The 21782-nt window shown below is 59.3% G+C and carries 18 protein-coding genes and 1 other RNA gene; 11 read left to right on the top strand and 8 right to left on the bottom strand.

The features are described 5' to 3' along the window. Nucleotides 1-107: 107 nt before the first annotated feature. From JJB09_RS21040 to metF, 4 genes are all read left to right on the top strand, one after another. Entirely contained in the window at nucleotides 108-812 is a 705-nt protein-coding gene (locus JJB09_RS21040) for a ribonuclease T2 family protein (protein WP_201663037.1), read from the top strand. Nucleotides 813-927: 115 nt separating this feature from the next. Continuing rightward, a complete protein-coding gene (gene ettA, locus JJB09_RS21035; protein ID WP_201663035.1) occupies nucleotides 928-2577 on the top strand; it encodes an energy-dependent translational throttle protein EttA in 1650 nt (549 codons plus the stop codon). A 169-nt stretch (nucleotides 2578-2746) separates the two neighbouring features. Beyond that, on the top strand, nucleotides 2747-3766 hold the full coding sequence (locus JJB09_RS21030) for an ArsR/SmtB family transcription factor (RefSeq protein ID WP_201663033.1): 1020 nt from the start codon (nucleotides 2747-2749) through the stop codon (nucleotides 3764-3766). 1 nt (nucleotide 3767) lies between these two features. Continuing rightward, a complete protein-coding gene (gene metF, locus JJB09_RS21025) occupies nucleotides 3768-4670 on the top strand; it encodes a methylenetetrahydrofolate reductase [NAD(P)H] (RefSeq protein WP_201663031.1) in 903 nt (300 codons plus the stop codon). A gap of 445 nt (nucleotides 4671-5115) precedes the next feature. Here metF and JJB09_RS21020 read toward each other — a convergent pair whose 3' ends face one another. Further along, entirely contained in the window at nucleotides 5116-6033 is a 918-nt protein-coding gene (locus JJB09_RS21020) for a DMT family transporter (protein ID WP_201663029.1), read from the bottom strand. Nucleotides 6034-6120: 87 nt separating this feature from the next. On the opposite strand from JJB09_RS21020, the gene JJB09_RS21015 reads away from it, so the two are divergent. Further along, nucleotides 6121-7512: a cation:proton antiporter gene (locus JJB09_RS21015; RefSeq protein WP_201663027.1), complete on the top strand. Its 1392-nt coding sequence runs from the start codon at nucleotides 6121-6123 to the stop codon at nucleotides 7510-7512. Nucleotides 7513-7516: 4 nt separating this feature from the next. Here JJB09_RS21015 and JJB09_RS21010 read toward each other — a convergent pair whose 3' ends face one another. The 4 genes from JJB09_RS21010 to JJB09_RS20995 form a co-directional block, all read right to left on the bottom strand. Beyond that, on the bottom strand, nucleotides 7517-8713 hold the full coding sequence (locus JJB09_RS21010) for a lytic murein transglycosylase (protein WP_201663025.1): 1197 nt from the start codon (nucleotides 8711-8713) through the stop codon (nucleotides 7517-7519). Between the two features lie 136 nt (nucleotides 8714-8849). Further along, nucleotides 8850-9632 (bottom strand): glycoside hydrolase family 25 protein, encoded by a 783-nt coding sequence (locus tag JJB09_RS21005; protein ID WP_201663023.1) that lies wholly within the window; start codon nucleotides 9630-9632, stop codon nucleotides 8850-8852. A gap of 161 nt (nucleotides 9633-9793) precedes the next feature. Then, a complete protein-coding gene (locus JJB09_RS21000) occupies nucleotides 9794-10462 on the bottom strand; it encodes a class I SAM-dependent methyltransferase (protein ID WP_246748844.1) in 669 nt (222 codons plus the stop codon). Then, nucleotides 10459-11706 (bottom strand): BtaA family protein, encoded by a 1248-nt coding sequence (locus tag JJB09_RS20995; RefSeq protein ID WP_201663021.1) that lies wholly within the window; start codon nucleotides 11704-11706, stop codon nucleotides 10459-10461. The genes JJB09_RS21000 and JJB09_RS20995 overlap by 4 nt, the downstream gene beginning before the upstream one ends. Nucleotides 11707-12026: 320 nt before the next feature. On the opposite strand from JJB09_RS20995, the gene JJB09_RS20990 reads away from it, so the two are divergent. Together JJB09_RS20990 and JJB09_RS20985 are read left to right on the top strand one after the other, a co-directional pair. Next, complete coding sequence (locus JJB09_RS20990) at nucleotides 12027-13463, top strand: EAL domain-containing protein (RefSeq protein WP_201663019.1); 1437 nt, start codon at nucleotides 12027-12029, stop codon at nucleotides 13461-13463. Between the two features lie 85 nt (nucleotides 13464-13548). Continuing rightward, a complete protein-coding gene (locus tag JJB09_RS20985; RefSeq protein ID WP_201663017.1) occupies nucleotides 13549-14982 on the top strand; it encodes a serine hydrolase domain-containing protein in 1434 nt (477 codons plus the stop codon). A 27-nt stretch (nucleotides 14983-15009) separates the two neighbouring features. Here JJB09_RS20985 and JJB09_RS27065 read toward each other — a convergent pair whose 3' ends face one another. Together JJB09_RS27065 and JJB09_RS20975 are read right to left on the bottom strand one after the other, a co-directional pair. Then, complete coding sequence (locus JJB09_RS27065; protein ID WP_343229067.1) at nucleotides 15010-15846, bottom strand: transglycosylase SLT domain-containing protein; 837 nt, start codon at nucleotides 15844-15846, stop codon at nucleotides 15010-15012. A 252-nt stretch (nucleotides 15847-16098) separates the two neighbouring features. Next, nucleotides 16099-17310 (bottom strand): pyrophosphate--fructose-6-phosphate 1-phosphotransferase, encoded by a 1212-nt coding sequence (locus JJB09_RS20975; protein WP_201663005.1) that lies wholly within the window; start codon nucleotides 17308-17310, stop codon nucleotides 16099-16101. A 308-nt stretch (nucleotides 17311-17618) separates the two neighbouring features. Between JJB09_RS20975 and JJB09_RS20970 the strand changes: the two genes are divergently transcribed. The 4 genes from JJB09_RS20970 (at nucleotide 17619) to rnpB (ending at nucleotide 20083) form a co-directional block, all read left to right on the top strand. Beyond that, nucleotides 17619-17828: a hypothetical protein gene (locus tag JJB09_RS20970; RefSeq protein WP_201663003.1), complete on the top strand. Its 210-nt coding sequence runs from the start codon at nucleotides 17619-17621 to the stop codon at nucleotides 17826-17828. Nucleotides 17829-18024: 196 nt separating this feature from the next. Then, nucleotides 18025-18735 (top strand): J domain-containing protein, encoded by a 711-nt coding sequence (locus JJB09_RS20965; RefSeq protein WP_201663001.1) that lies wholly within the window; start codon nucleotides 18025-18027, stop codon nucleotides 18733-18735. Next, complete coding sequence (locus tag JJB09_RS20960; protein ID WP_201662999.1) at nucleotides 18732-19490, top strand: N-acetylmuramoyl-L-alanine amidase; 759 nt, start codon at nucleotides 18732-18734, stop codon at nucleotides 19488-19490. The genes JJB09_RS20965 and JJB09_RS20960 overlap by 4 nt, the downstream gene beginning before the upstream one ends. Nucleotides 19491-19692: 202 nt before the next feature. Next, an RNA gene (gene rnpB / locus JJB09_RS20955) (RNase P RNA component class A) lies at nucleotides 19693-20083 on the top strand. A 238-nt stretch (nucleotides 20084-20321) separates the two neighbouring features. On the opposite strand, the gene JJB09_RS20950 is transcribed toward rnpB, so the two are convergent. Then, the gene (locus JJB09_RS20950; protein ID WP_201662997.1) at nucleotides 20322-21509 is read right to left on the bottom strand and encodes a hypothetical protein; all 1188 of its coding nucleotides are present in this window, start codon (nucleotides 21507-21509) and stop codon (nucleotides 20322-20324) included. Nucleotides 21510-21782 lie beyond the last annotated feature (273 nt).

Here is a 21782-nt window from a genome sequence, read left to right as displayed (position 1 = left end):
TCTTCATGTGCATCTCTGTGGTTCCGAATAAATGCATCAAAGTCGTATATGGCTTGCTGTTTTTACTTGCCGTGTCCTGCGGTGGCCAGATTGCGTTTGGGGCAGAGATGCCGGCCGATCCGACCGAAGAGCAGGCTGCGAGCTCGGAGGCATCTCCACAGGGCAGGACCGTGATGATCCTCGGCGTGAGCTGGCATTCCGGGTTTTGCGAGGGCTGGTCCAAGGCGCCTGAATGCGCAAGCCAGACCGCTGAAAGCATCGATGCAAGGCAATTCTCCTTGCACGGCCTCTGGCATGTCGGAAAGACATATTGCGGCGTGCCTGAGGCTCTCAAGGCGCAGGACAAACAGCGCAAATGGCTTGATATGCCCGAGCTGGCTCTCGACGATGATGTGAAGGCGGAATTGGTGCGGGCAATGCCCGGAGCCCGATCGGGCCTTGATCGGCACGAGTGGATCAAGCACGGCACATGTTCCGGCGATCTGGCAGTTGACTACTACGCGCAGTCGCTGAGGCTGCTGGACACGCTCAATGGCTCTGCAGTGCAGGAACTGTTCGAGCGCAATCTCGGCAAAGCTCTTGGTGAGAGCGAAATCAAGGCTGCCTTCGAGCAGGCCCTGGGTTCTGGCGCGGGCGACAAGGTGAGGATGCGCTGCCGCAAGGACGGCGACAGGCAGGTCATCACAGGGCTGACGATCGGGCTGGGCAAGGGCGACGGATCCGAGGCCGATCTTCGGGCACTTGTTGCGGCTGCAGGGACCACGAAATTCGGTTGCCCGGAAGGCATCGTCGACGAGGCGGGGCTGCAATAGGCTGCATTTGGTTGTCTGGCTCGTGGATTGACGGGGAATGCAGATTGCCCCGCAAACGGATTTAGCCTACATAGCCGGGCAAATTCAACCGGTAGCGGTTTCATCGAGGTTAGGCATGGCACGTCAATTCATCTATCATATGTCCGGGCTCACGAAGGCCTATGGCACCAAGAAGGTGCTGGAAAATATTCATTTGTCTTTCTATCCCGATGCCAAGATCGGCATTCTGGGGCCAAACGGCGCGGGTAAGTCCACCGTGCTGCGCATCATGGCAGGGCTCGACAAGGAATGGACGGGCGAGGCCTGGGTGGCCGAGGGCGCAACTGTTGGCTATCTGCCGCAGGAGCCGCAGCTCGACCCGACCAAGACGGTGCTCGAAAACGCGATGGAAGGCGTTGCCAAGAAAAAGGCGATCATCGACCGTTACAACGAACTGATGATGAACTACTCCGACGAGACGGCGGACGAGGGCGCCAGGCTCCAGGACATCATCGACAGCCAGAATCTCTGGGATCTGGAATCGCAGGTCGAGATGGCCATGGAAGCGCTGCGCTGCCCGCCGGGCGATGCGTCCGTCGAAAACCTGTCGGGCGGTGAAAAGCGCCGTGTCGCGCTTTGCCAGCTGCTGCTGTCGCAGCCCGACCTGCTGCTGCTCGACGAGCCGACCAACCATCTCGACGCCGAAACCATCGCATGGCTCGAACGTCACCTGCGCGAATATCCTGGCTCGGTTCTGATGGTCACCCACGACCGTTACTTCCTCGACAACGTCACCGGCTGGATTCTCGAGCTCGATCGCGGTCGCGGCATTCCCTATGAGGGCAACTACTCCGCTTATCTGGCCGCCAAGTCCAAACGCATGATGCAGGAAGGCCGCGAGGATGCTTCGCGCCAGAAGGCGATTTCGCGTGAAGCGGAGTGGATTTCTTCCAGCCCGAAGGCTCGCCAGACCAAGTCCAAGGCCCGTATCCGCGCCTATGACGAACTGGTGCAGGCCGCCGCCGACCGTCGTCCTGGCGACGCGCAGATCATCATCCCGGTTGGCGAGCGCCTCGGCAACGTCGTCATCGAGGTCGAGAACCTGTCTAAGGGCTATGGCGACACGCTGCTGATCGACGACCTGACATTCAATCTGCCGCCCGGCGGCATTGTTGGCGTCATCGGTCCCAACGGCGCGGGTAAATCGACGCTGTTCCGGATGATCACCGGCCAGGAAACACCCGATGCCGGCTCGATCCGCATCGGCGATTCCGTCGATCTGGCCTATGTCGACCAGAGCCGCGATGCGCTGGATGGCAACAAGACCGTCTGGGAAGAAATTTCCGGCGGCAACGATATCATCAAGCTCGGCAAGTACGAGATGAACTCGCGCGCCTATTGCTCGACCTTCAATTTCAAGGGCGGCGATCAGCAGCAGAAGGTCGGCACACTTTCCGGCGGTCAGCGCAACCGCGTGCACCTCGCCAAGATGCTGAAGGCCGGCGGCAATGTCGTGCTGCTCGACGAACCGACCAACGACCTTGATACCGAAACGCTTGCGGCACTCGAGGACGCGCTCGAAAACTTCGCTGGTTGCGCTGTTATCATCAGCCACGATCGCATGTTCCTCGACCGTTTGGCGACCCATATCCTGGCGTTCGAAGGCGATAGCCACATCGAATGGTTCGAAGGCAATTTCGAGGACTACGAGAAGGACAAGATCCGCCGCCTCGGCCCGGATTCCGTCAATCCGAAGCGTGTCACGTATAAGCCCCTGACGCGCTGAGGTGCTTGCGGACAGCAGTCCGCTAAACACCCGCCAACGGAACGTAATGAGCCGGCTCGAAAGGGCCGGCTTTTGCTTTTGGCTACATCCAAAAGCGCCGCCGAATTTTCTACTTGCGTCAAAAAACCAAATCACATAAAGATATCTTTATATCTTGATCGGGTGGTTTATGGTTGTCGCGCAAGGCTTTTCTCTCAACGCATTGGTCGAAATTCTGAAGGCCTCGGCAGAGCCGACGCGGATGCGGCTCCTCGTCCTGCTGTCGTCCGGCGACCTGACCGTCAGCGATCTTACCGAAATTCTCGGCCAGTCGCAGCCCCGGATTTCGCGGCATCTCAAGCTTTTGGCGGAAGCCGGGCTGGTGGAGCGATATCAGGAAGGCGCCTGGGCCTGGTTCCGGCTCAAGCGTGACGGCGCTGCATCGGGGCTGGTACGGACGATCATCGATGAGGCCTCGCACGCCGATCCGGTCATGACACGCGACCAGGCGCGCCTCGGACAGGTGCGCGCCGCCCGTGCCGAACGTGCCCAGGCCTATTTCAGCCAGAACGCCGCCGGCTGGGACGATCTCCGGAAGCTGCATATCAGTGAAGCGAAAGTCGAAAAGGCGCTCAGGGAGCTGGTCGGCGACCGCCCGGTGGATTCGTTCCTGGATCTGGGCACGGGCACCGGTCGGCTTCTTCAACTGTTCGAGGGGCTTTACCGACACGGCACTGGCATCGATGCGAGCCGGGAAATGCTGGCAGTGGCGCGCGCCAATCTCGAACGTTCGGGGATTGCCAAGGCGACCATTCGCCTCGGAGACATCTTCAACCTGCCATTGGAGGGTGGGCAGTACGATCTCGTATCGATCCACCAGGTGCTGCACTATCTCGAAAGTCCCGAGGTGGCGATCGAGGAGGCTGCGCGGATGCTGCGGCCGGGCGGTCGGCTGGTGATCGTCGATTTCGCGCCGCATGGCATCGATGCGCTGCGCGGCGAGCATCATCATGCGCGCCTGGGCTTTTCCCACGCGCAGATGGAAACCTGGCTGGCAAATAGCGGGCTGGAAATTGTCCGTATCACCGATCTGGAGCCGGAAAGCGATCAGGAGGCGCTGACCGTGACGATCTGGCTGGCGCGTGATCGTAGAATTGAAATAGCAGACGAAGCCGCCGTTCCCGCGGCCGCTTCCGGCGGGAGAGCATGACATGAGAGCCAAAGAGGCGCGAAACGGTAAGAACATCGGCATTTCCTTCGAGTTCTTTCCGCCCAAGAATGCGGAAATGGAAGCGCAGCTCTGGAGCACCGTCGAGGCGCTGAAAGCGTGGGATCCGGAATTCGTTTCGGTGACGTATGGTGCGGGCGGCTCGACGCAGGACACCACTCTGGCCACGGTTCGGACAATGATCCGCGACGCAGGTCTGGCGGCCGCATCGCATCTGACTTGCGTCGGTGCCACGCGCGAGGACGTGCATGCTGCGGTCGCGGAGTTCCGTGCAGCCGGCGTCAAGCATTTCGTGGCTCTAAGAGGCGATCCGCAGGGTGGTATCGGCTCGGCCTACCAGCCGTTTCCGGGTGGCTATGCCAATGCCGCCGAACTGACGGCCGGGCTGACCGAGCTGGGTGGTTTTGAAATATCAGTTGCCGCCTATCCCGAAAAGCATCCGGAAAGCGCCGACACCGCGGCCGACATCGACATGCTGAAGCGCAAGGTGGATGCCGGCGCCACGCGCGCGCTGACACAGTTCTTCTTCGACAATGACGTATTCGAGCGCTACCTCGCACGGGTGCGCGCGGCCGGCATCAATATTCCGGTGCTGCCGGGTATCCTGCCTATCCACAATCTGGCGCAAGTGAAGAAATTTGCCGCGCTCTGTGGTGCTTCCGTCCCCGCTTTCGTCGAGGAAGTCCTTGCACCGGTCGATGACGATCCGCAGGAGCGTGCCAAGCGCGCTGCCGAACTCGCGAGCGCCCAGGTACGCGACCTGATGGTGCGCGGCATTGATGACTTCCATTTCTACACGATGAACAGGCCGCAGCTGGTGACGGCTGTGCTTGAGCAGTCTGGGCTTAAGCCCGGCGCCAATGCCGGAGCTTCGCACGCCGCCTGATCCACTATCGGGAGGGCAAGAAAAAAGGGGCGCCGGATAAACATCCTGCGCCCCTTCTTGAATGGCATGCCGGGCGGAAATCAAGCCCGGAACCCTTTGCGGCCGTCAGACGAACAACATCACGCCGACGAAAAGAAATGCCGCCCCAACCAACACGGCGTTCAATGATTGAGTAAGACCCATATCGGACCTCCTGCTGGTGTTAACGGACGGATAATAGAAGCATTTTTTCGTGATTGGAAAGCGGTTTTTGTGCTGCATTGCGGCGTAATTGTGAATCTTTTGCGTTGTTCACAGCCCCAATAGTATGAAATTCCAATCGTTTTAGTTGTTCGCACTTTCTTCACAATCGTTGCCAATTGGTTAATCAGATGCAGCGCTTCCCTAACGAGAGGGGGCTGTTTCTGGAGCAGCTGAAGGCAGCGTCGCAAAGATTCGGCTTGATTCAGGCAGGCTGGCGTAAGCGTCTCACGAGCCGTCCGTCGAGGATCACCAGCCCGACACCGATGACGAACATGCCAGCCCACTCTGCGGCTTCGAGATGCTCGCCGAGGAAGATGATGCCGAGCACGATCGCGCTGGGCGGAACAAGCAGGGTGACGAGCGACGCGTTGGTCGCACCGGCAACGCTGATGAGCCGGAAAAACAGGATATAGGCGAAGGCGGTGGAGACTAGGGCCAGGGCGATGACCGCCGACACGGCAGGCAATGGCGGCATTGCAAGCGTCCATGGCTGGTCCACGAGCAACGAGACAGGCAAGATCATGATGGTGGATGCCGTCAACTGGCCGGCCGCCGTTACCGGTGGCGCAACCCCCTTGAACCGACGGCTGAAAATAGCGGCAAATCCATAGGAGAGGGCGGCGATCAGCGGCAGCGCGATCGCCCATAGCGGTGCTCCCGCCTTGTCGCCGATATGCGGGCTGAAGAGCAGGATGGTGCCGGCGAGGCCCACAATCGTGCCCGCAATCTTTGCGGATGTCAGCTTTTCGTCCGTGGTAAGGAAATGGGCAATGACGACGGTGAAGATCGGCGTGGTGGCATTGAGGATAGAGGCGAGGCCGGCGCCGATCTGCGTCTGGCCTGCGAAGATCATCGTGTGCGGTATCGCGTTGTTGATCAGGCCAAGCAGCAGGAAGGCCGGCCAACGAGCCCTCAGTTCGCGGTAGATCCCGTATCGCCCAGCAATGAAGATGTGCAGCGCCAGCGCCGCGATGCTGAAACGCAGGAACGCCAGGGTGACCGGCGGGATGTGAGCAACCGCAATGCGGGCGAAAAAGAACGAGCCTCCCCAGAGCAGGCCAAGCAGCAAAAGCATCATCCAGGATCGGGCGGAAAGGGTAAGTCCACTGTCATTTGACATTGTGCTGTGTTCGCAAATCAGGAAAGGTTGTTGATCATACTGGTGTAGCCCTACTTGGAGCTGACAGGCAACACCACCCGGAAACCGATGACGGGAGGAAAAAGGCTGGACGCCACCGTTGCCCAGGAAGCCGCTCAGCATGCCGGCCAGTCGTCGATGATCGCCATTGCAGTCGTGGTTGCGGTCGCAGCGCTGCTTGGCCTGGGTTTTATCCGCCTGCGGCAGCCGCCGCTTGTCGGTTTCATTCTGGCTGGCATCACGCTTGGCCCGACCGGGTTGGGGCTGATCTCCAGTTCCGGCAATGTCACCGTGCTCGCCGAAATGGGCGTCATCCTGCTGCTGTTCTTCATTGGCATGGAACTGTCGATCAAGGCGTTCGTGCTTACGCTGAGAAGCGCGCTGCTGGTGGCGGCCGGGCAAATCATTGCCGCCGTGGGGCTTTCCAGCGTGCTTGCGTGGCTGACCGGGTCTTCGTTCAGCGAAGCGATCATACTCGGCTTCATCATTGCGCTCTCGTCCACAGTTGTAGCGATGAAAATGCTCGATGAGATGGGCCAGTTGCGCGGCGAAGCCGGCCGTATAGCAGTGGGTGTGCTGATCGCGCAGGACCTTGCCGTGGTGCCTATGCTGATCTTCGTCAGCAGCCTGGGCGGCGACAGCGTGCCGCTAACCAGCATCATCGTCAAAATTGTCATCGCGGCCGGGATACTCGGTGGGCTGCTATGGTGGCTGGGACGCAGACCCAAACTGCGCGTGCCTTACACCGAGGCGATCGAACACAAGATAGAGATCCTGGCGTTGGGCTCGCTGGCGATCTGCTTTGCCGCAGCTGCAGTATCAGGCGTGGCCGGGCTGTCTCCGGTCTATGGCGCGTTCATTGCGGGCATCGTCGTCGGCAATTCGACGCTGAGATCGAGGGTGGTGCCCGTCATCGAGCCGATCCAGAGTGTGTTGCTGGTGGTGTTCTTCCTGTCGATTGGCCTGCTGATCGATCTGGATTTCATCTGGCGCAACCTCTGGGAGGTGTTGAGCGCATCCATCCTCGTTATTGCGCTGAAAACCGTGCTGAATATCTTTCTGCTGAGAAAAATGGGCATCGACCGCCAAAATGCTCTGATTGCCGGCTTGTCGATGGCCCAGATCGGTGAGTTTTCCTTCGTGCTGGCATCGGCCGGTCTCAGCGCCGGCGCACTTGGGCTTAATCTTTACCGGTTTGCAATCGCAGTCACGGCGCTATCGCTGCTGCTTTCGCCGATGTGGTTCTCGGTGCTGCATCGTCTCGAGAACATGGCTGCGGAAGGGTTGAAGACCTATCGGCAAGCACTCGCCATCGGTTATCAGCATGAACTTGAGGAGGTGGCGAGGGGACGTGCCTTTGTCGCCCGGCTGGCGCATGGCTCACGCGTCCGCTACCGCGCCCTGCGATTGGCACTATACCACCGCAGGGCTGAAGCAAAGAATCACAAGACCAGTCGCTGACTGATCAAAGTGCGCTGAGCAGTTCCGGCGTTGCCCAGCCATCGGCCGGCAGGCCGAGCCGCTGTTGCTCCTTCTGGATCGCAACGCGAGTGCCGCCGCCCAGGATGCCGTCGATCTTGCCGACGTCATGGCCGCGCGCGCTGAGCTTGGTCTGCAGTTCCTTCATCGCATCGACCGACAGGCCCTGCGCCGGGTTGCCCTTATTGTAGGGCGCTGCACCTGCCAGGCGGGTGGCGAAATAGGCCGCCGACGTGGTGTAGATGAACGACTTGTTCCATTCGAGGTAGATCTCGAAATTCGGATAGGCGATGAAGGCTGGCCCAAGCCGGCCCTGCGGCAGGACGAGCGCTGCCTTGAGGTGGCCGAAGGAGGTGTTTCCGTCACGCGGCTGAACGCCAAGCGCAAACCAGTCGGCAGCGGTCAACGGACCGCCGAGGCCTGTCTTGTCGAAGGGCAGGCTTTCGGAAATGGACACTTCCTGCAGCCAGGGTTCGCCACGTTTGAAGCCGAGGCTCTGGATGAACCTTGCTGCGGTCAGGATGACGTCGTCTTCGCTTGTCTTGAGGTTGACATGACCGTCGCCATTACCATCGGTGCCGAACTTGATGATGTCGCGCGGCAGCATCTGCACCTGGCCGATTTCGCCGGCCCAGGCGCCGGTATTGGTCTGCGGGTCGAGATCGCCGTCGGCCACCATCTTGATTAGGGAGATAAGCTGCGGACGGAAGAGTTCCGGCCGGCGGCAGTCATGCGCCAGCGAGACAAGCGCGTCGCGGGTGTTGAAGTCGCCTTGAACGGCGCCGAAATCGGTTTCCAGCGCCCAGAAGGCGGTGATGACGGCAGCGGGCACGCCATAATCGGCCTCGGCCTTGGCGAAGGTCGCCGCATGTTCCTTCATCTTCTTGCGGCCGATGTCGAGCCGGGCCTGGCTGACTGTGCGCTTGGAAAATTCCAGGAAGGTCTGGCGAAATACGCCCTGGCCACGATCCATGCCGAGCACCTTCTTGTCGAGGCGGGCACCGGCGAGCGCCTGATCAACGGCCGCTGCGGGGATTCCCTCGGCCACGGCTTCGGCCTTCACGCCACTCAGAAACTCGGTGAGGTCGCCGCCACATGCAGGCGTCTGCGCAAATGCCGTTCCCGACAACAGAGTGGTTGCAACAAGGGCGGTGAGCGCGGAGGCGCGGCGAATAATCGGCATAGTTGACCTTCCAGAATATCTAAATCAGGGCGAAGCATTCCCAGAAGATTGCGGCAGATGCAAGTCGCCATTGCCCCTTCGACTGGGAAACAGCCATGCGGCACGTGCAAGCGTCGGGCGAATTTCTGCCCGAGGGCTAGTTTTCGGAGACCGCCGTCACCCAGTTTCGCCAGTTCTTGTGTGAGCCGGCAAAGACGTTGATGTCGGTGTCGCCCTTGATCCCCGGGATCACACCCGTGCTGGTATATTGCCAGAACGCCCAGCGGCGATCCTCATAAACATTGGTGGGGTGGTTGGCGACAGAGCGAAGCCAGAAATGGTAGTTCTTGAACTCGCCGACCAGAATGTCACGATGGAAATCAACCGAGGTGTAGATGATCGGCCGCTTGCCGTAATGTGACTCGATGCGATCCATGAAACGCTGCAGTTCCGCAACTGCCGTGACCTTGGAGGGCCTGTAGCGACATGTCTTGGATTCGCCGTTCCATTCGACGTCGAGCACCGGCGGCAGGTAGATGGATTTTTTCGGCACGTTGCGGATGAACCAATCGGCCTGTTCGTCGGCGGTCGAGCAGAAATAGTAGAAATGATAGGGTGCGTAGGGGACGCCAGCCGCCGCCGCATTACGCCAGTTTTCCTGGAACTTGTTGTCCAGATTGTCCTTGCCTTCGGTCGATTTGATGAATGCGAAGGATACCCCGGACTTCCTCACCGTCTGCCAGTCGATATCGCCATTCCACTTGGAAACGTCGATGCCGTGAACAGGATGGTGCTGGGGTGTCTTGGGCCCGAAATCCTGCGGGTCCTTGTCATGGAAGCGCGGCGTGATCGACGCCGTTTCGAGCAGGTCATAATCCGTGGAGGTACAGGAAGCCAATGCCAGAAACATCGGCAACAGGAGAGTAGCGAACGGACGCATGGAATCCCCGAAGATACGCAAAGAAACATTGCCCCCATCTTGCATATCCGCCTGCGCGGAACTCCGAACGAAGGCTCGAAGCTCCGTTGTTCCACATCATCGTAAAAAATGCGTTAGTTTCAAGCGGAAAGTTCCGGCCAGTCCGGATATGGGACGAGTATTTAATGCTGGAGACGGCGTATCGTCGCAATCCAGGCATAATCACGGGCGTAGGAGCGGAATTCGAGGCGGTAGGGTCCGTCCCGGACAGTGTCTTCAAGCACCTGTTTCAGGTTTGCGCGCGGCGTGACGTGAAATCGCGTCAGCCAACTCTGCAGCAGGGTGCGGAAGCCCACCGGCAACTGCGTTTGCTGGCCGAAATCGGCGATGTGCAGCGAGCCTCCGGGATTGAGCGCGGCGATCGATTGCTCGATCGTTTTCTGCCATTCCGGTATCATCGACAGCGCATAAGAAATCATGATCCGGTCAAAGCCCTCCACCGAGAATTCAGATGCAGAGTAGCGGGCTGCATCTGCGCGTTTTAGCGCTGCGTGGAAATTGCCCTCGCGGGTCAGCGCCTTGCGCGCCGTTGACAGCATCTCCTCGGAGATGTCGAGGCCGGCAAGCTTGATGCCCGGATAGAGGCGGCTCGCCAGGACGAGATTACGGCCAGTGCCGCAGCCCACCTCCAGAAGGCTTTGTCCCGGCTTCATGTCGAGATCCCCGATGAGCTGGTCGCGGCCGAGAAGGTAGTACTTGCGCGTTGCGTCGTAGATATGCCTCTGGTGGCGATAGATGCGGTCCATCAGATGCGAATGGCCGGCTGCCTGTTCGGTGGCTGAGTTGCTCATATGGTTTTCTCGTAGATATGAAAGCCGCCATAGATGGCTGATCTGTCAGCCTTGCCCAGCCGGAGCGATTCTTCCTGGTGATAGGTCCATTGCCGGTCGATCTCGGGATTCAGTCGACCGCTGACGATGCTTTTCTCGGCCGCGGTGCGAAAGATGATGCGGGCGCCGTCGCGCGCCGTGCGGCTCATTTCGCTCCAGAGGACGTTGATCTGCTCGTCGCTCATCCAGTCCTGCGCATCGAGCAACACGTAACGATCCATGGAATGGTCAGGCTTTGCTGCGAGCATTGCGCCGAAATTGGCATGATGGATCGCGACCCTGCCGAGATTGTCCTTGATCGAATTGTAGTTGGCCAAGGTCAGATAGGGCGGCAGCTTGCCTTCTTGCGGTGTGGGATAACGGCGGGCAAATGCCTGCCAGGCAAAATAGTTGTCGCTGAGCGGGAAGTCGCATGCCAGCTTCTCTACCCGTTCGCGCAGAACCTTGGCGAGTGTTTTTTCGTCGCTCAGGCTGGCGAGTTCGTCGAACTGGCGCGGCGGAATGCCGAGGCCGAACAGCGAGCTCTTGCGGGCGGTAATCCATCGCACCACCTTCCGATCGAAGACGGGCGCGATCTTGCGATCGAAGAATTCGCGCTGCTCATCTCGGCTGCGGGCCTGCATCAACTCGCTGAGGTCGATCCCGTAGAGCCGGGCCGCGATATGGCTGGCACCAATGAACCGGCCGAGCAGTCCGGTGCGATAGAAATTTCCGTTAAATACTTCGATGCGCCGTTTGCCGTTCAGGCGGCGGCCCTCCCAATAGCGGCGGCTGGTGGCATCGAGATGCGGGGCAATGAACCGGTCATAAGCCTTGCTGTTGGACGTCTCGTTGGCCATTCCGAAGAACCGCATGATGTCGGGATGGTTTGGCAGATAGGCAAAGGCGGCAAGCTTCAGGCGATTGAGCGCTATATGGCTGGCATTCAGGTCAACCACATCGATCGATTGCGGCCCATGGGCCAGATAGCTCAGCATATTGCAGCCGCCCGAGGCGATGGTCGCGATCCGGTGGTGCGGCTGGAGTTGCATGGCGGCAAGGTCCACCTCGGGATCTTCCCAGATCTGCGGATAGACGAGGCCCGAAAACAGAAGGCCGAACAGCCGTTCTGACGCTCCGTCTAAACTCAGCGCCCTGTGCTGGAGAAGTGCCCCCTTCAACCGTTCATCGAGCCCGAATCGGCGCATCGAGATCATCTGCTTCATGTAATCCACTCCTGATCCAACGTGTCTCAGGGCAGATATTGCAGATCGGCGAAGCTTTCATGACAGGAACTGTTGATATCGATCGACTGGCGGGGAATTGGGTCCAAAGTTCTAATCAATCGTTAAGAAATGGCCGTTAGCGTTCTAGCCTGCAAGCAGGAGCGGCTAACATGATGTTACGAACGTTGCTGCCGGGTCTTTCCCAGCGATATGCTTTCGTTGGCTCGGCTATTGGGGCACTTTTGCCCGTTACTAGTTTTTCTGCGGAGTATCTCCTATCCGGCGGTTCCCCCAGCATTCTGGCGCGTCTCGGAGAGCCCGTGCACGCCTTGATGGCGGTCGTGCCGCTGCTGAGCGGACTGGTCTTTCTCCGCTTCGGGCATACGCTGGCCGATTTGAGAACCCGCCTCAGAGCGCGCGAACGGGCCGAGCGGTATCTTCTCTCCCTGTCCATGCACGACCGCCTGACGGGTCTGCCCAACCGCCTGGCGCTGGAAAAGGAGATCGCCCACTTTCTGCAGGCGCGCGCCGGAGGACATTTCCGCCCGGCCTTGATGTTGCTCGACCTCGATCGCTTCAAACATGTCAACGACACGCTCGGCCATGATGCCGGTGACGAGTTGCTGCGACAGTTTACGGATCGCTTGCGCCAGGCATTGGGGCCGCTCGTGCGACTCTTCCGCCTCGGCGGCGATGAGTTCGTTGCCACTCTGGCTGGCGCCCCGGACGAGTCCGACGTGGAGATGCTGTGCGGGGTGATCGAAGCCAAGGCCAGCGAGCCGTTTGCGCTCAAGGCAGGCCAGGCGGTTACCGGCATTTCGATCGGAATCACCTATCTCGACGGCAATGACGCGTCGATGGCCGATATTCTCAAGCGAGCCGACCTCGCTCTCTATATGGCCAAGGACGTCCCCGGTTCGTCGCATGTCTATCATACCGAAAGTATGGGGGCTTTCATGCAGGAACAGATGCAGCTCGAGCAGGAGATAGCGATCGGACTGGCCAACGAGCAGTTCTTCCTCGAATACCAACCGATCGTGCGCACCACCGATTGCACAGTGGAGTCGCTGGAGGCGCTGATCCGCTGGCGGCATCCGACGCGGGGCGTGATGGCGCCGGAAGCGTTTCTGCCGCTGGCCGAACGGGCGGGCCACATGACGGCCCTCGGACGCTGGGTCATGACAAAGGCAATCGCGGACGCATCCGCCTGGCCCAGCCATATCGGCATTGCGGTCAACGTCTGCGCCGAGGAGTTCCGGGCTCCGGGATTCGTTGCCCACATCCGCGACCGGCTTTTGATGGAGGGACTTGATCCGTCGCGGCTGACGATCGAGATTACCGAGGCGATCTTTGCAGACGATCTCGTTGCGGTTCGTTCGGGCCTCGAAGATCTTCGCGCCATCGGCGTGCGGGTGATGCTGGACGATTTCGGTATTGGCCTGTCGTCGATCAACCACCTCCGGCAATTTCCGATCGACGGGCTGAAGGTCGATCGCTCCTACACCGAAGCCATGCTCGACGGCGGTCGCGAAACCGACCTGATCGACATCATCGTCAAGCTCGGCCGTGCCTTCAACATGCCCGCGACCGTGGAAGGTGTGGAAAACGAGCGACAGATGCACATGGCGCTTTCATTGGGAGCGGCTGCGGTTCAAGGGTATCTCATTTCCCGGCCCGTTCCAGCCGGTGTCGTCCAGCAACTGCTGATGGCCGCCAATGGTGCGGGAGAGAAACCCGAAATTCGCGCCAGCGCTTGAGCGGTGCCCTTGGCAAGAGCGGTATCCGCCGCGCTTGCCGCATGCGGCCCCTCGCTGATCGGCGCGGGCTGAATGGAGCTGAACGTTGCGCATTGTCGGTAAAATCTTGAAATGGCTGGGGCTGGCGGCATTCGTCGCCGTTATTGGGACGGCCGGGTGGCTGTATGTCTTTCCGCCCGAACTGATCCGTGTCGGCACAGCCTACGCTGCCAAGATCGTCTGTTCCAACGCGTTTATTGCCCGCCGCGATCCGGCCGAAGTTCTGGCCGTCGACGTTCAGGCGCCTGGTCATCCTCTGCTCAAGCATGTCGAGATCGAGCGGCATGACGACTATGTCGCTACAAATTTCTATGGCCTGCTTGCCGAAGAGGTCGCTGTTTATCGTGACGGGCTCGGCTGTGCCAATGCGCCCGGCGGAGACGTCGATGCGGTTCGAGCAGTAAAGCTCGCCACCGTTGCCGCGGCAAAACCGGATTCGGACTTCGAATGGCCTATGGGAGACGAAGTCAGCCGAGGGGGCTATCCGCAGGTTCAGGCGCTGATGTCCGATGCCGAGCTGGCGGGCCCCGGAATGCGCGCCATCGTGGTGGTGAAGAACGGCCACATCATCGCCGAATCCTATGGCAAGGGCTTTTCGGCCGCCACGCCGCTGCTTGGCTGGTCGATGGCCAAGACCGTGACAGCAACCATCGTTGCGCAGCGCGTCGCGGAAGGCAAACTCAGGTGGGATCAGGATCATCTGCTGCCTGAGTGGACTGACGAGCGTGCCAAGATCAAGATCAGCGACCTGATGGCCATGCAAAGCGGGCTCGCCCTCGAAGAGAGCTATGGCGACGTCAATGATGTGACGCGGATGCTGTTTCTGGAACCGGACGAAGCGAAGTTTGTCGCCGGCAAGGGATTGGAAGCGCAACCCGGCGAGAAGTTCAAATATACGACCGGTTCGACCGTTGCCCTGAGCCGCATCTGGATGAACTCATTTTCTGACCGGCAGGAGGCACTCGCCTATCCCCGGAAAGCTTTGTTCGATCCGATCGGCATGCGCAGTGCCATCATGGAGACCGACGAGGCGGGAACGTTTTCCGGCGGTTCGCTGATGTATGCGACGGCGCGGGACTGGGCGCGCTTCGGCCTGCTGCTGCAGGAGAGGGGCGATTGGAACGGTGTCCAGGTTCTGCCCGAAGATTTTGCCGCCATGGTCGATACCGAAACAGCGCTTTCTCAAGGTCGCTACACCGAAGGCCTCGCGTGGAAGACCGGGCCGCAGGAGTTGCCGAACGAGAAGTTCGGGCTGCCAGAGGATACCTTCTGGGCGCAGGGGCACGACGGCCAGTCGATTGCCATGATTCCGTCGGAGAAGCTGGTTGTCGTGCGGATGGGGCTGACGCCGTCGAAACTCGGCTATGGGCCGGAAACAATGGTGGCAAAAATCATGGAAGCCGCAAGGGCAGAGCCCGTTGTCGAGGAACCGCCGGCTGATGCCGCGGATGTCACTGGCAATGATGATGGTGAAAACTAAAGTCTAGCCCGGCTCGAGGGCAGTGGCTTATTGCATGTCGAGATCGTCGAGCAGTTGCTTCTGCTTGGCCTGGTAGTAATAGCCCGTGCGATAGAGCCAATCGGCTTTCTTCGCATCCTTCTCGGCGACAATCCAGGCGCCCTTGAGATATTTGACAGCGTATTTGAGGTTGGTTTCGGCGTCGAGAAGGCCATTGGCGTTGCCTTCATATCCCAGACCCTTGGCGGTGTTATACCTGATCTGCATGAGGCCCCAGTTGCCGCGATGGACAGCGTTGGGATTGTAGTTGCTTTCTCGTCGCACGACGTGGTGGATAAGAGGCTCGGGCACTTCGTAAAGCGCCGCATATTTGGCGATCAACTGATTGAGGTTGGTGTTCTTCGTCGATGTCACGAACGGGTCGATGGACCGCGTCTTGGGAACCGCCAATGCGGCGCTGGGTGTCAGTTCAGGTCTATCGAACGTGTCTGTCATGACGGCCGACTGGACCTGGGCCGGCTCAGCGATAACGGCGACTTCCGCCATCGTCCTGTTTGTCATCGCCGGATCGGCGGATGCGACCTGAACAGCGGCCATGGCCTCATTCGCCTGGGCGATCGGTTTCGAGACCGGGATCGCATACGCCATCTCAATGCTTTTGTCCGTTGCCATATCGACAGGCTGCATGTCGACGGATGCCATCTCCGTGGAGGCAAGTCCGGACGTGTCAGTTGCCTGAAGCGTCGTCAGCATGGCGATTTCTTCTGTGGAGGGCTTGTCTGCCGGAACCACGGAATAGACCTTCGCGGTCGTGCAAGAAGCCAGTAGAACCAGTGTGCCGGAGGCTATCGCCATCTGTCCGGCCAGCTTGATTTTTTCTCTCATAATCGCGCCCGCTTTGGTGATGTGTCTGCCCCCCGCGAAGCAGAAGTCTTCACAAATCGTTACGCTCTGATACCCCATTAACTTTTGTGCGGCAACCCTCGGGGGTGCAATTTACACCTATGAGTAATTCTTTTCGCTTACACCTCATCTCAAGGTGGTATTCGTCGGGCTGATGCTTGACAATGAATTGCCATGAAAATCAACGAATTGCGCGGACCAACGGCAAATTTGTGGGCCCGCGCATTTTTACCCTCAAAGGGACGTCCAGGACTGGCCGACAAAGTCCATCATTTCGCCGAACCAGGGGGCGTCGGTGTCGAAATGCTTGCCGCCCTTGATGCGTTCGAATTCGATCGTGCGCAGCTTGCCCTTTTGGTCTTCGTCATGGCCGGTGACGCCGGACACACGATTGAGCGCGCTTTCGACGGCCAGATCCACCATGCTCTGGATCAGCCGCAGGTCGTCGGCGTTGGCCGGCGCAGAACGGGCGAAATAGCCCGACTTCTGGACCATCGCGCGTTCGGCGCCGATGATCTGGCCTATCTGCTTGGAGAACCAGTTGCCGACATTAATGGTGTCGATCTTCACATGGCCGAAGGCATCGCGCTTGATCTGCTCGCCGGCGGCTTCGCGCTCGGCAACGATCGTATCGACGCCGGCGCCTTCGGAAACGAAAACCGTGACGAAGCCGACCTTGTCCATGATCTTGCGCAGGCGTGCGCCTTCTTTCTCGAAATCGAAGCCGATTTCCGGAAGGTAGATGCCATCGATGTTCTTCAGCTGGGAGTTCATCATCAGGCCCTCGACATATTCATTGTGCCGGGTGCGCTGGATATAGGCGCGGGCCGTTGCGGCGGTCAGCCAGCCGCAATGACGTCCCATCACCTCGTGCACGACCAGCGTCTTTGGCGCCGCACTCTGTTCGTTGGAGACGTTGTCGAAGAAGTAGGCGCCGACTTCGGCTGCCGTCCAGGCACCAAGCGATTGACGGATCGGCACGACGTCGTTGTCGACGGTCTTCGGCAGGCCGACGACTGTCAGCTTGTAACCGTTGGCATCGAGATAGGCGGCAAGGTCGGCCGCCGTCGTGTTGGTGTCGTCGCCGCCGATGGTGTGAAGGATTGTCACGCCGTCCCTGGTCAGGCGTTCGGCCGCGACCCGCAGCGGATTTTCGCCCTCCTTGACCAAGCCGCGCTTGATGCAGTCTGCGGCGTTGGTGAGTTTGACACGGCTGTTGCCGATCGGCGAGCCGCCGTGGCGGTGCAGCAGGTGGGCGCGCTCGCGCATGTTCGGGGTGATCGCGATGCTGTCACCGAGGAGAACGCCCTGGTAGCCCGAGCGGTAGGCGATCAGTTCGATTTCGGGGGCGACGTCGCTATAGCGTTCTATCAGGCCACCGACCGCAGATGACAGGCAGGGTGCCAGGCCGCCAGCCGTGAGCAATGCAGCTTTTTGTTTCGCCATGTCTTTTCCTCCATGCGAGCATTCTATGATTGATGGCGCATGGATGAATCAGACGCGGTCGTCTGTAAAGTGAAGAAATCATGAAAAACGGGCTTTTCGGGCTGCCCAGACGGTTGTGATGACCAGAAACGCGAATAATACCGTTTCCAAGGTGGCCTTCTCGCTCAGGATGGCTGTGGAAAACCCCAGCGTGAAGAAGCTCTGCAAAAGCTACGCCAGCGAGCGGCGATCCCATCGCACGAGGAACCACGTCTGTGACAGGTGCGTTACCTTCCTAGCAAAGGTTGAAACAGCAGCAGGAGAATTCGATGAAGAAGATGATCTCAGCCGTGGTTGCCGCAAGCTTCGCAGCCGCAACGTTCGCCGCACCGGTGCTCGCCGACAGCGTTACGATCAAGGTCAAGCCGCGTGCTCCGGTCGTCAAGACGGTGGTGGTTCGCCAGCCGTGCTATTACAAGACGGTCAAGACAGTATCCTACAACAAGACAGTGATCGTCAGGAAACGCATTTGCCCATAGTCAACATCGCTGCCACAATGCTTCTCCACGGGCTGGTTCGTTGAACCGGCCCATGTCATCCGGAGCGGCGTGCGTGATGGAATAACTGTTCCATTGCCCGCAATATTACGAAAATTTCATCCTGTGCGCGGCTTGCATTTCCGGCGATAATTTGTTCAAGGTTCGACAAGGCCCCTTACCGCAGCCGGATACGTCCATGTCCTTTTGGGAAAAACTCTTGAGTTCCGTGGCTGACACAGCCACGAATGCTCTGAACAGTCTCGTTGAAGCAATCCGTACCGTGTTCGAGGGCGACCCCGAAACGCGGCGCAAGGTTGCGTTCTCCGTGGCGGTCATTGCGCTATCGGCGAAAATGGCCAAGGCTGACGGTGTCGTCACCGAAAATGAAGTCAAGGCGTTCCAGCAGGTCTTCCACTATCCCGAGGAAGAGGCCCGCAACGTTGCCCGCCTTTACAACATGGCGAAGCAGGATGTAGCCGGATACGAGGCCTATGCCGAAAAGCTCTCGGGACTCTGCAGTTCGGGCGATGCCAACTGCCCGTTGCTGGAAAACATCCTCGATGGCCTGTTTCATATCGCCAAGGCTGACGGAGCGGTGCACGAAAAAGAGATTGCCTTCCTCGAAAACGTCGCGGCGGTCTTTCGTATTTCGGAAGAGCATTTCGAACGGATCACCGCGCGCCATGTCTATGTCGAAGGCCGCGATCCCTACATCGTGCTCGGTGTTTCGCGGAAAGACGATTTCCATACGATCAAGCAGCGCTACCGCAGTCTGGTGAAGGAGCATCATCCGGATCGGCTGATCGCGCGTGGCATGCCGTCATCGTTCCATGCGATTGCCCATGACCGAATGGCCAAGTTCAACGCCGCTTACTCGGCGATCGAAAGAGAACTGCGCGCAGCATGACCGCGTTTATACCGGATTATCGTGTGGCCGAAGTCTTGGCCTCCCCGAACCATGGCGAGCGGCGCGACGGTCGGCAGCCTGACATGATCATCCTGCACTACACCGGCATGCCCACCGCGCAGGGCGCGCTCGACTGGCTGATCACGCAGGAGAGCGAAGTTTCCAGCCACTATCTGGTTTTCGAGGACGGTCGCGTGGTGCAGATGGTGCCCGAAGAGCGTCGGGCCTGGCATGCCGGCAAGAGTTTCTGGAAGGGCGATACGGACATCAATTCCAGCTCGATCGGTATCGAGGTCGCCAATCCGGGTCATCCCGGAGGGCTGCCCGACTATCCCGGCCCGCAGATCGCAGCGGTGATAGCCCTCTGTCAGGATATCGTTGGCCGCTGGACCATCCCTGCCGAACGCGTTCTGGCCCATTCAGACGTTGCCCCGGTCCGCAAGGTCGATCCGGGCGAGCGGTTTCCATGGGACGAACTCGCTCTTGCGGGCATCGGGCACTATGTCGAGCCGGCGCAAATCGGGGGAGGCCGGTTCTTCCAGCGCGGCGATGGCGGCCCACCTGTCGAGGCGTTGCAGGCCATGCTAGCATTCTATGGCTACAACACACCCGTCAGCGGTGAGTTCTGCGCGCGTACCGAGGGCGATGTGGCTGCGTTCCAGCGGCATTTCCGCCGAGAGCGGGTCGATGGCATTGCCGATTTCTCGACCATCGACACGCTGCACCGGCTGCTGAAGGCACTGCCGCAGGTTTGACCTTCGGAAATTCACCAGATTCGGTATGCCGTAATCCCGTCGGCGTGGCTGCTGCCATCTCGCGTCGATCCGGCCGAATGATAAGGCCAGCCGCACGGTTTTCGCGCCGCGTTTTGCTTGTGCGGACAAGTTTCCGCATTTTTGCGGAAAATAGTCCGCAATGTTCTTTCCTTCGTGGCCATGCTGGTCTAAGCACGCCCTGCCAGTTGGCCGGGCAGCCGCGCTTTGCATTGTCGAAAGACCGCAGGGTGAGGAAAGTCCGGGCTCCACGGAAACACGGCGCCGGATAACGTCCGGCGGGGGCGACCCCAGGGAAAGTGCCACAGAGAACGAACCGCCCGGCTTGCCGGGTAAGGGTGAAAAGGTGGGGTAAGAGCCCACCGCGGATCTGGCGACAGAGACGGCATGGCAAACCCCGCCGGGAGCAAGACCGAATAGGGATGGCGCGCATGCGCAAGCATCAGGCCTGTTTCCGGGCCAGCCATCCGGGTGGGTTGCGAGAGGCGGCGCGCAAGCGTCGTCCCAGATGAATGGCTGCCACGTTCCGGGAAACCGGAGCCTTACAGAACCCGGCTTACAGGCCAACTGGCATTTTTTTCCTCGATGATTTGGCGGATGAACGCCTTCAGGCGCGCTCCCAGCAATTCGGGCTAAGTCGCTCTGCCGGAATCGAATTTTTCGATTGCCGAAGGGTGCTGTTTGCGCGGGTGTGACGCAATGGTGGCAACGTCAAGCCGACTTTTTTCGAGGAATGCCAAGGTGTCCCGACTACCACCCGAACGTCCGCAGGTGCTGCTTGCCGACCATGCAGAAGCGATCGCTTCGAGGGTGTCAATTGATGAGGAAGTCTGCGGCGCTTAGTGTTTGGACATCGAGATGTTTCAGGATCAGGACATCGCCATTGCCCAGATCGATCTCGACATCATTTCCCACTTGAGCCATGTGGCCGTTCTGCAGATCCGCGTAATCGTCTATTCCGGCAAAGCCGTCGAGTTGTACGATGTCATGATGTTTGCCACTGGCGGAAAAGCCATGGATGACGTCCTGATCGAAATCGGTCGCGAAGATGAAAATGTCGGAGCCTCCGCGTCCATTCATCGTGTCGTTGCCTTGCTGGCTCCTGAAGTAGTCCCGGTGGCTCGATCCCGTGAGCACATCGGCAAATTGCGTGGCCAGGATGGATTCGATGCCCTTGATCCGGTCCATATTGCCATAGCCGTCGATGATTCTTCCCGTCTGTAAATTGGCGACAATACCGGCAAGCCCGCCATATTGCGCATCGATGCTGTAGTCGATCGTGTCGACACCGCCCCGGCCATCGACGACATCATCGCCGCTCAAAAGTGCAAATTTCTCGTCGATCGAACTGCCCCGGTAGACGTCATCCTGCCGCGACCCACGGTACTTCTCGAAGCCGGAGATCTTGTCATGGCCGCCCCATGGGTTGGTCGCCGTACCATCGAGAACGTCGAGGATAACGCCTCTTTTCTGCGGCGCTGTCGCCCACCAGTAAGTCTGATAGACCAGCTGGTCTTCACCCGCACCGCCGCGCAAGGTGTTGTTTCCCGGCCCTGCGCGGAAGAAGTCGTTGCCACCGCGTCCGAGGATGACGTCGTTGCCTCGATCCGCCGTCGACATCAGTTCCTCCGAGCCGTTCGTGCCGACGATCCTGTCATTGCCCCTGATCAGAAGTCGCAAGAACTCGAGCACCGCATATTGGTCCGTTGAAACTGCGGCCGTGCTCATCGCAGCATAGGTGGCTGACAGGCCGGAAACGTCGAATATCGTCCGGCCCTGGCTGTCGGTGATCGTTACATCGGATATCTCGCCTTCGATATTGTTCGGGTTGGACGAATCCAGATGGTCGCCCAACATGACAATCCGGTCGCCTGTGGCATCCACATAGACGGCCCTGGCGTCGGTTTCGCTCGAAAGGGACATTTCGGAGAATTGCTCGAACCATTCGTGACCATTCAGAATCTCGAATGTTCCGCCGTTACCCAGCTTTACGTTGGCCATGGTGCATTCCTTCGTGCGGAGAGGCGAGCTTACACCAAATGGTCATGCACTCCATTGCGAATGTTAGGATCTGATAAAGTAATGGTGCTTGCTCTGCGTGGTTCTGCCTGTGGAGCCGGGCGAGCAGGCGCCTAAAACAGCGGTCTGAAATATTTCACGGATCATGCCATGACCGTGTGCACCAATTTGAAACGATCGATGCGATCTTTTCGCCTTATGCATCATTTTAAGCGCATGATTTCGTTGGTTTAATTTCAATTTCTGGCGGCTTTT

It is taken from the genome of Phytoamicus setariae, from assembly GCF_016722925.1.
Taxonomy (GTDB): domain Bacteria; phylum Pseudomonadota; class Alphaproteobacteria; order Rhizobiales; family Rhizobiaceae; genus Rhizobium_E; species Rhizobium_E setariae.
This window is presented reverse-complemented; position numbering and strand designations above follow the sequence as displayed.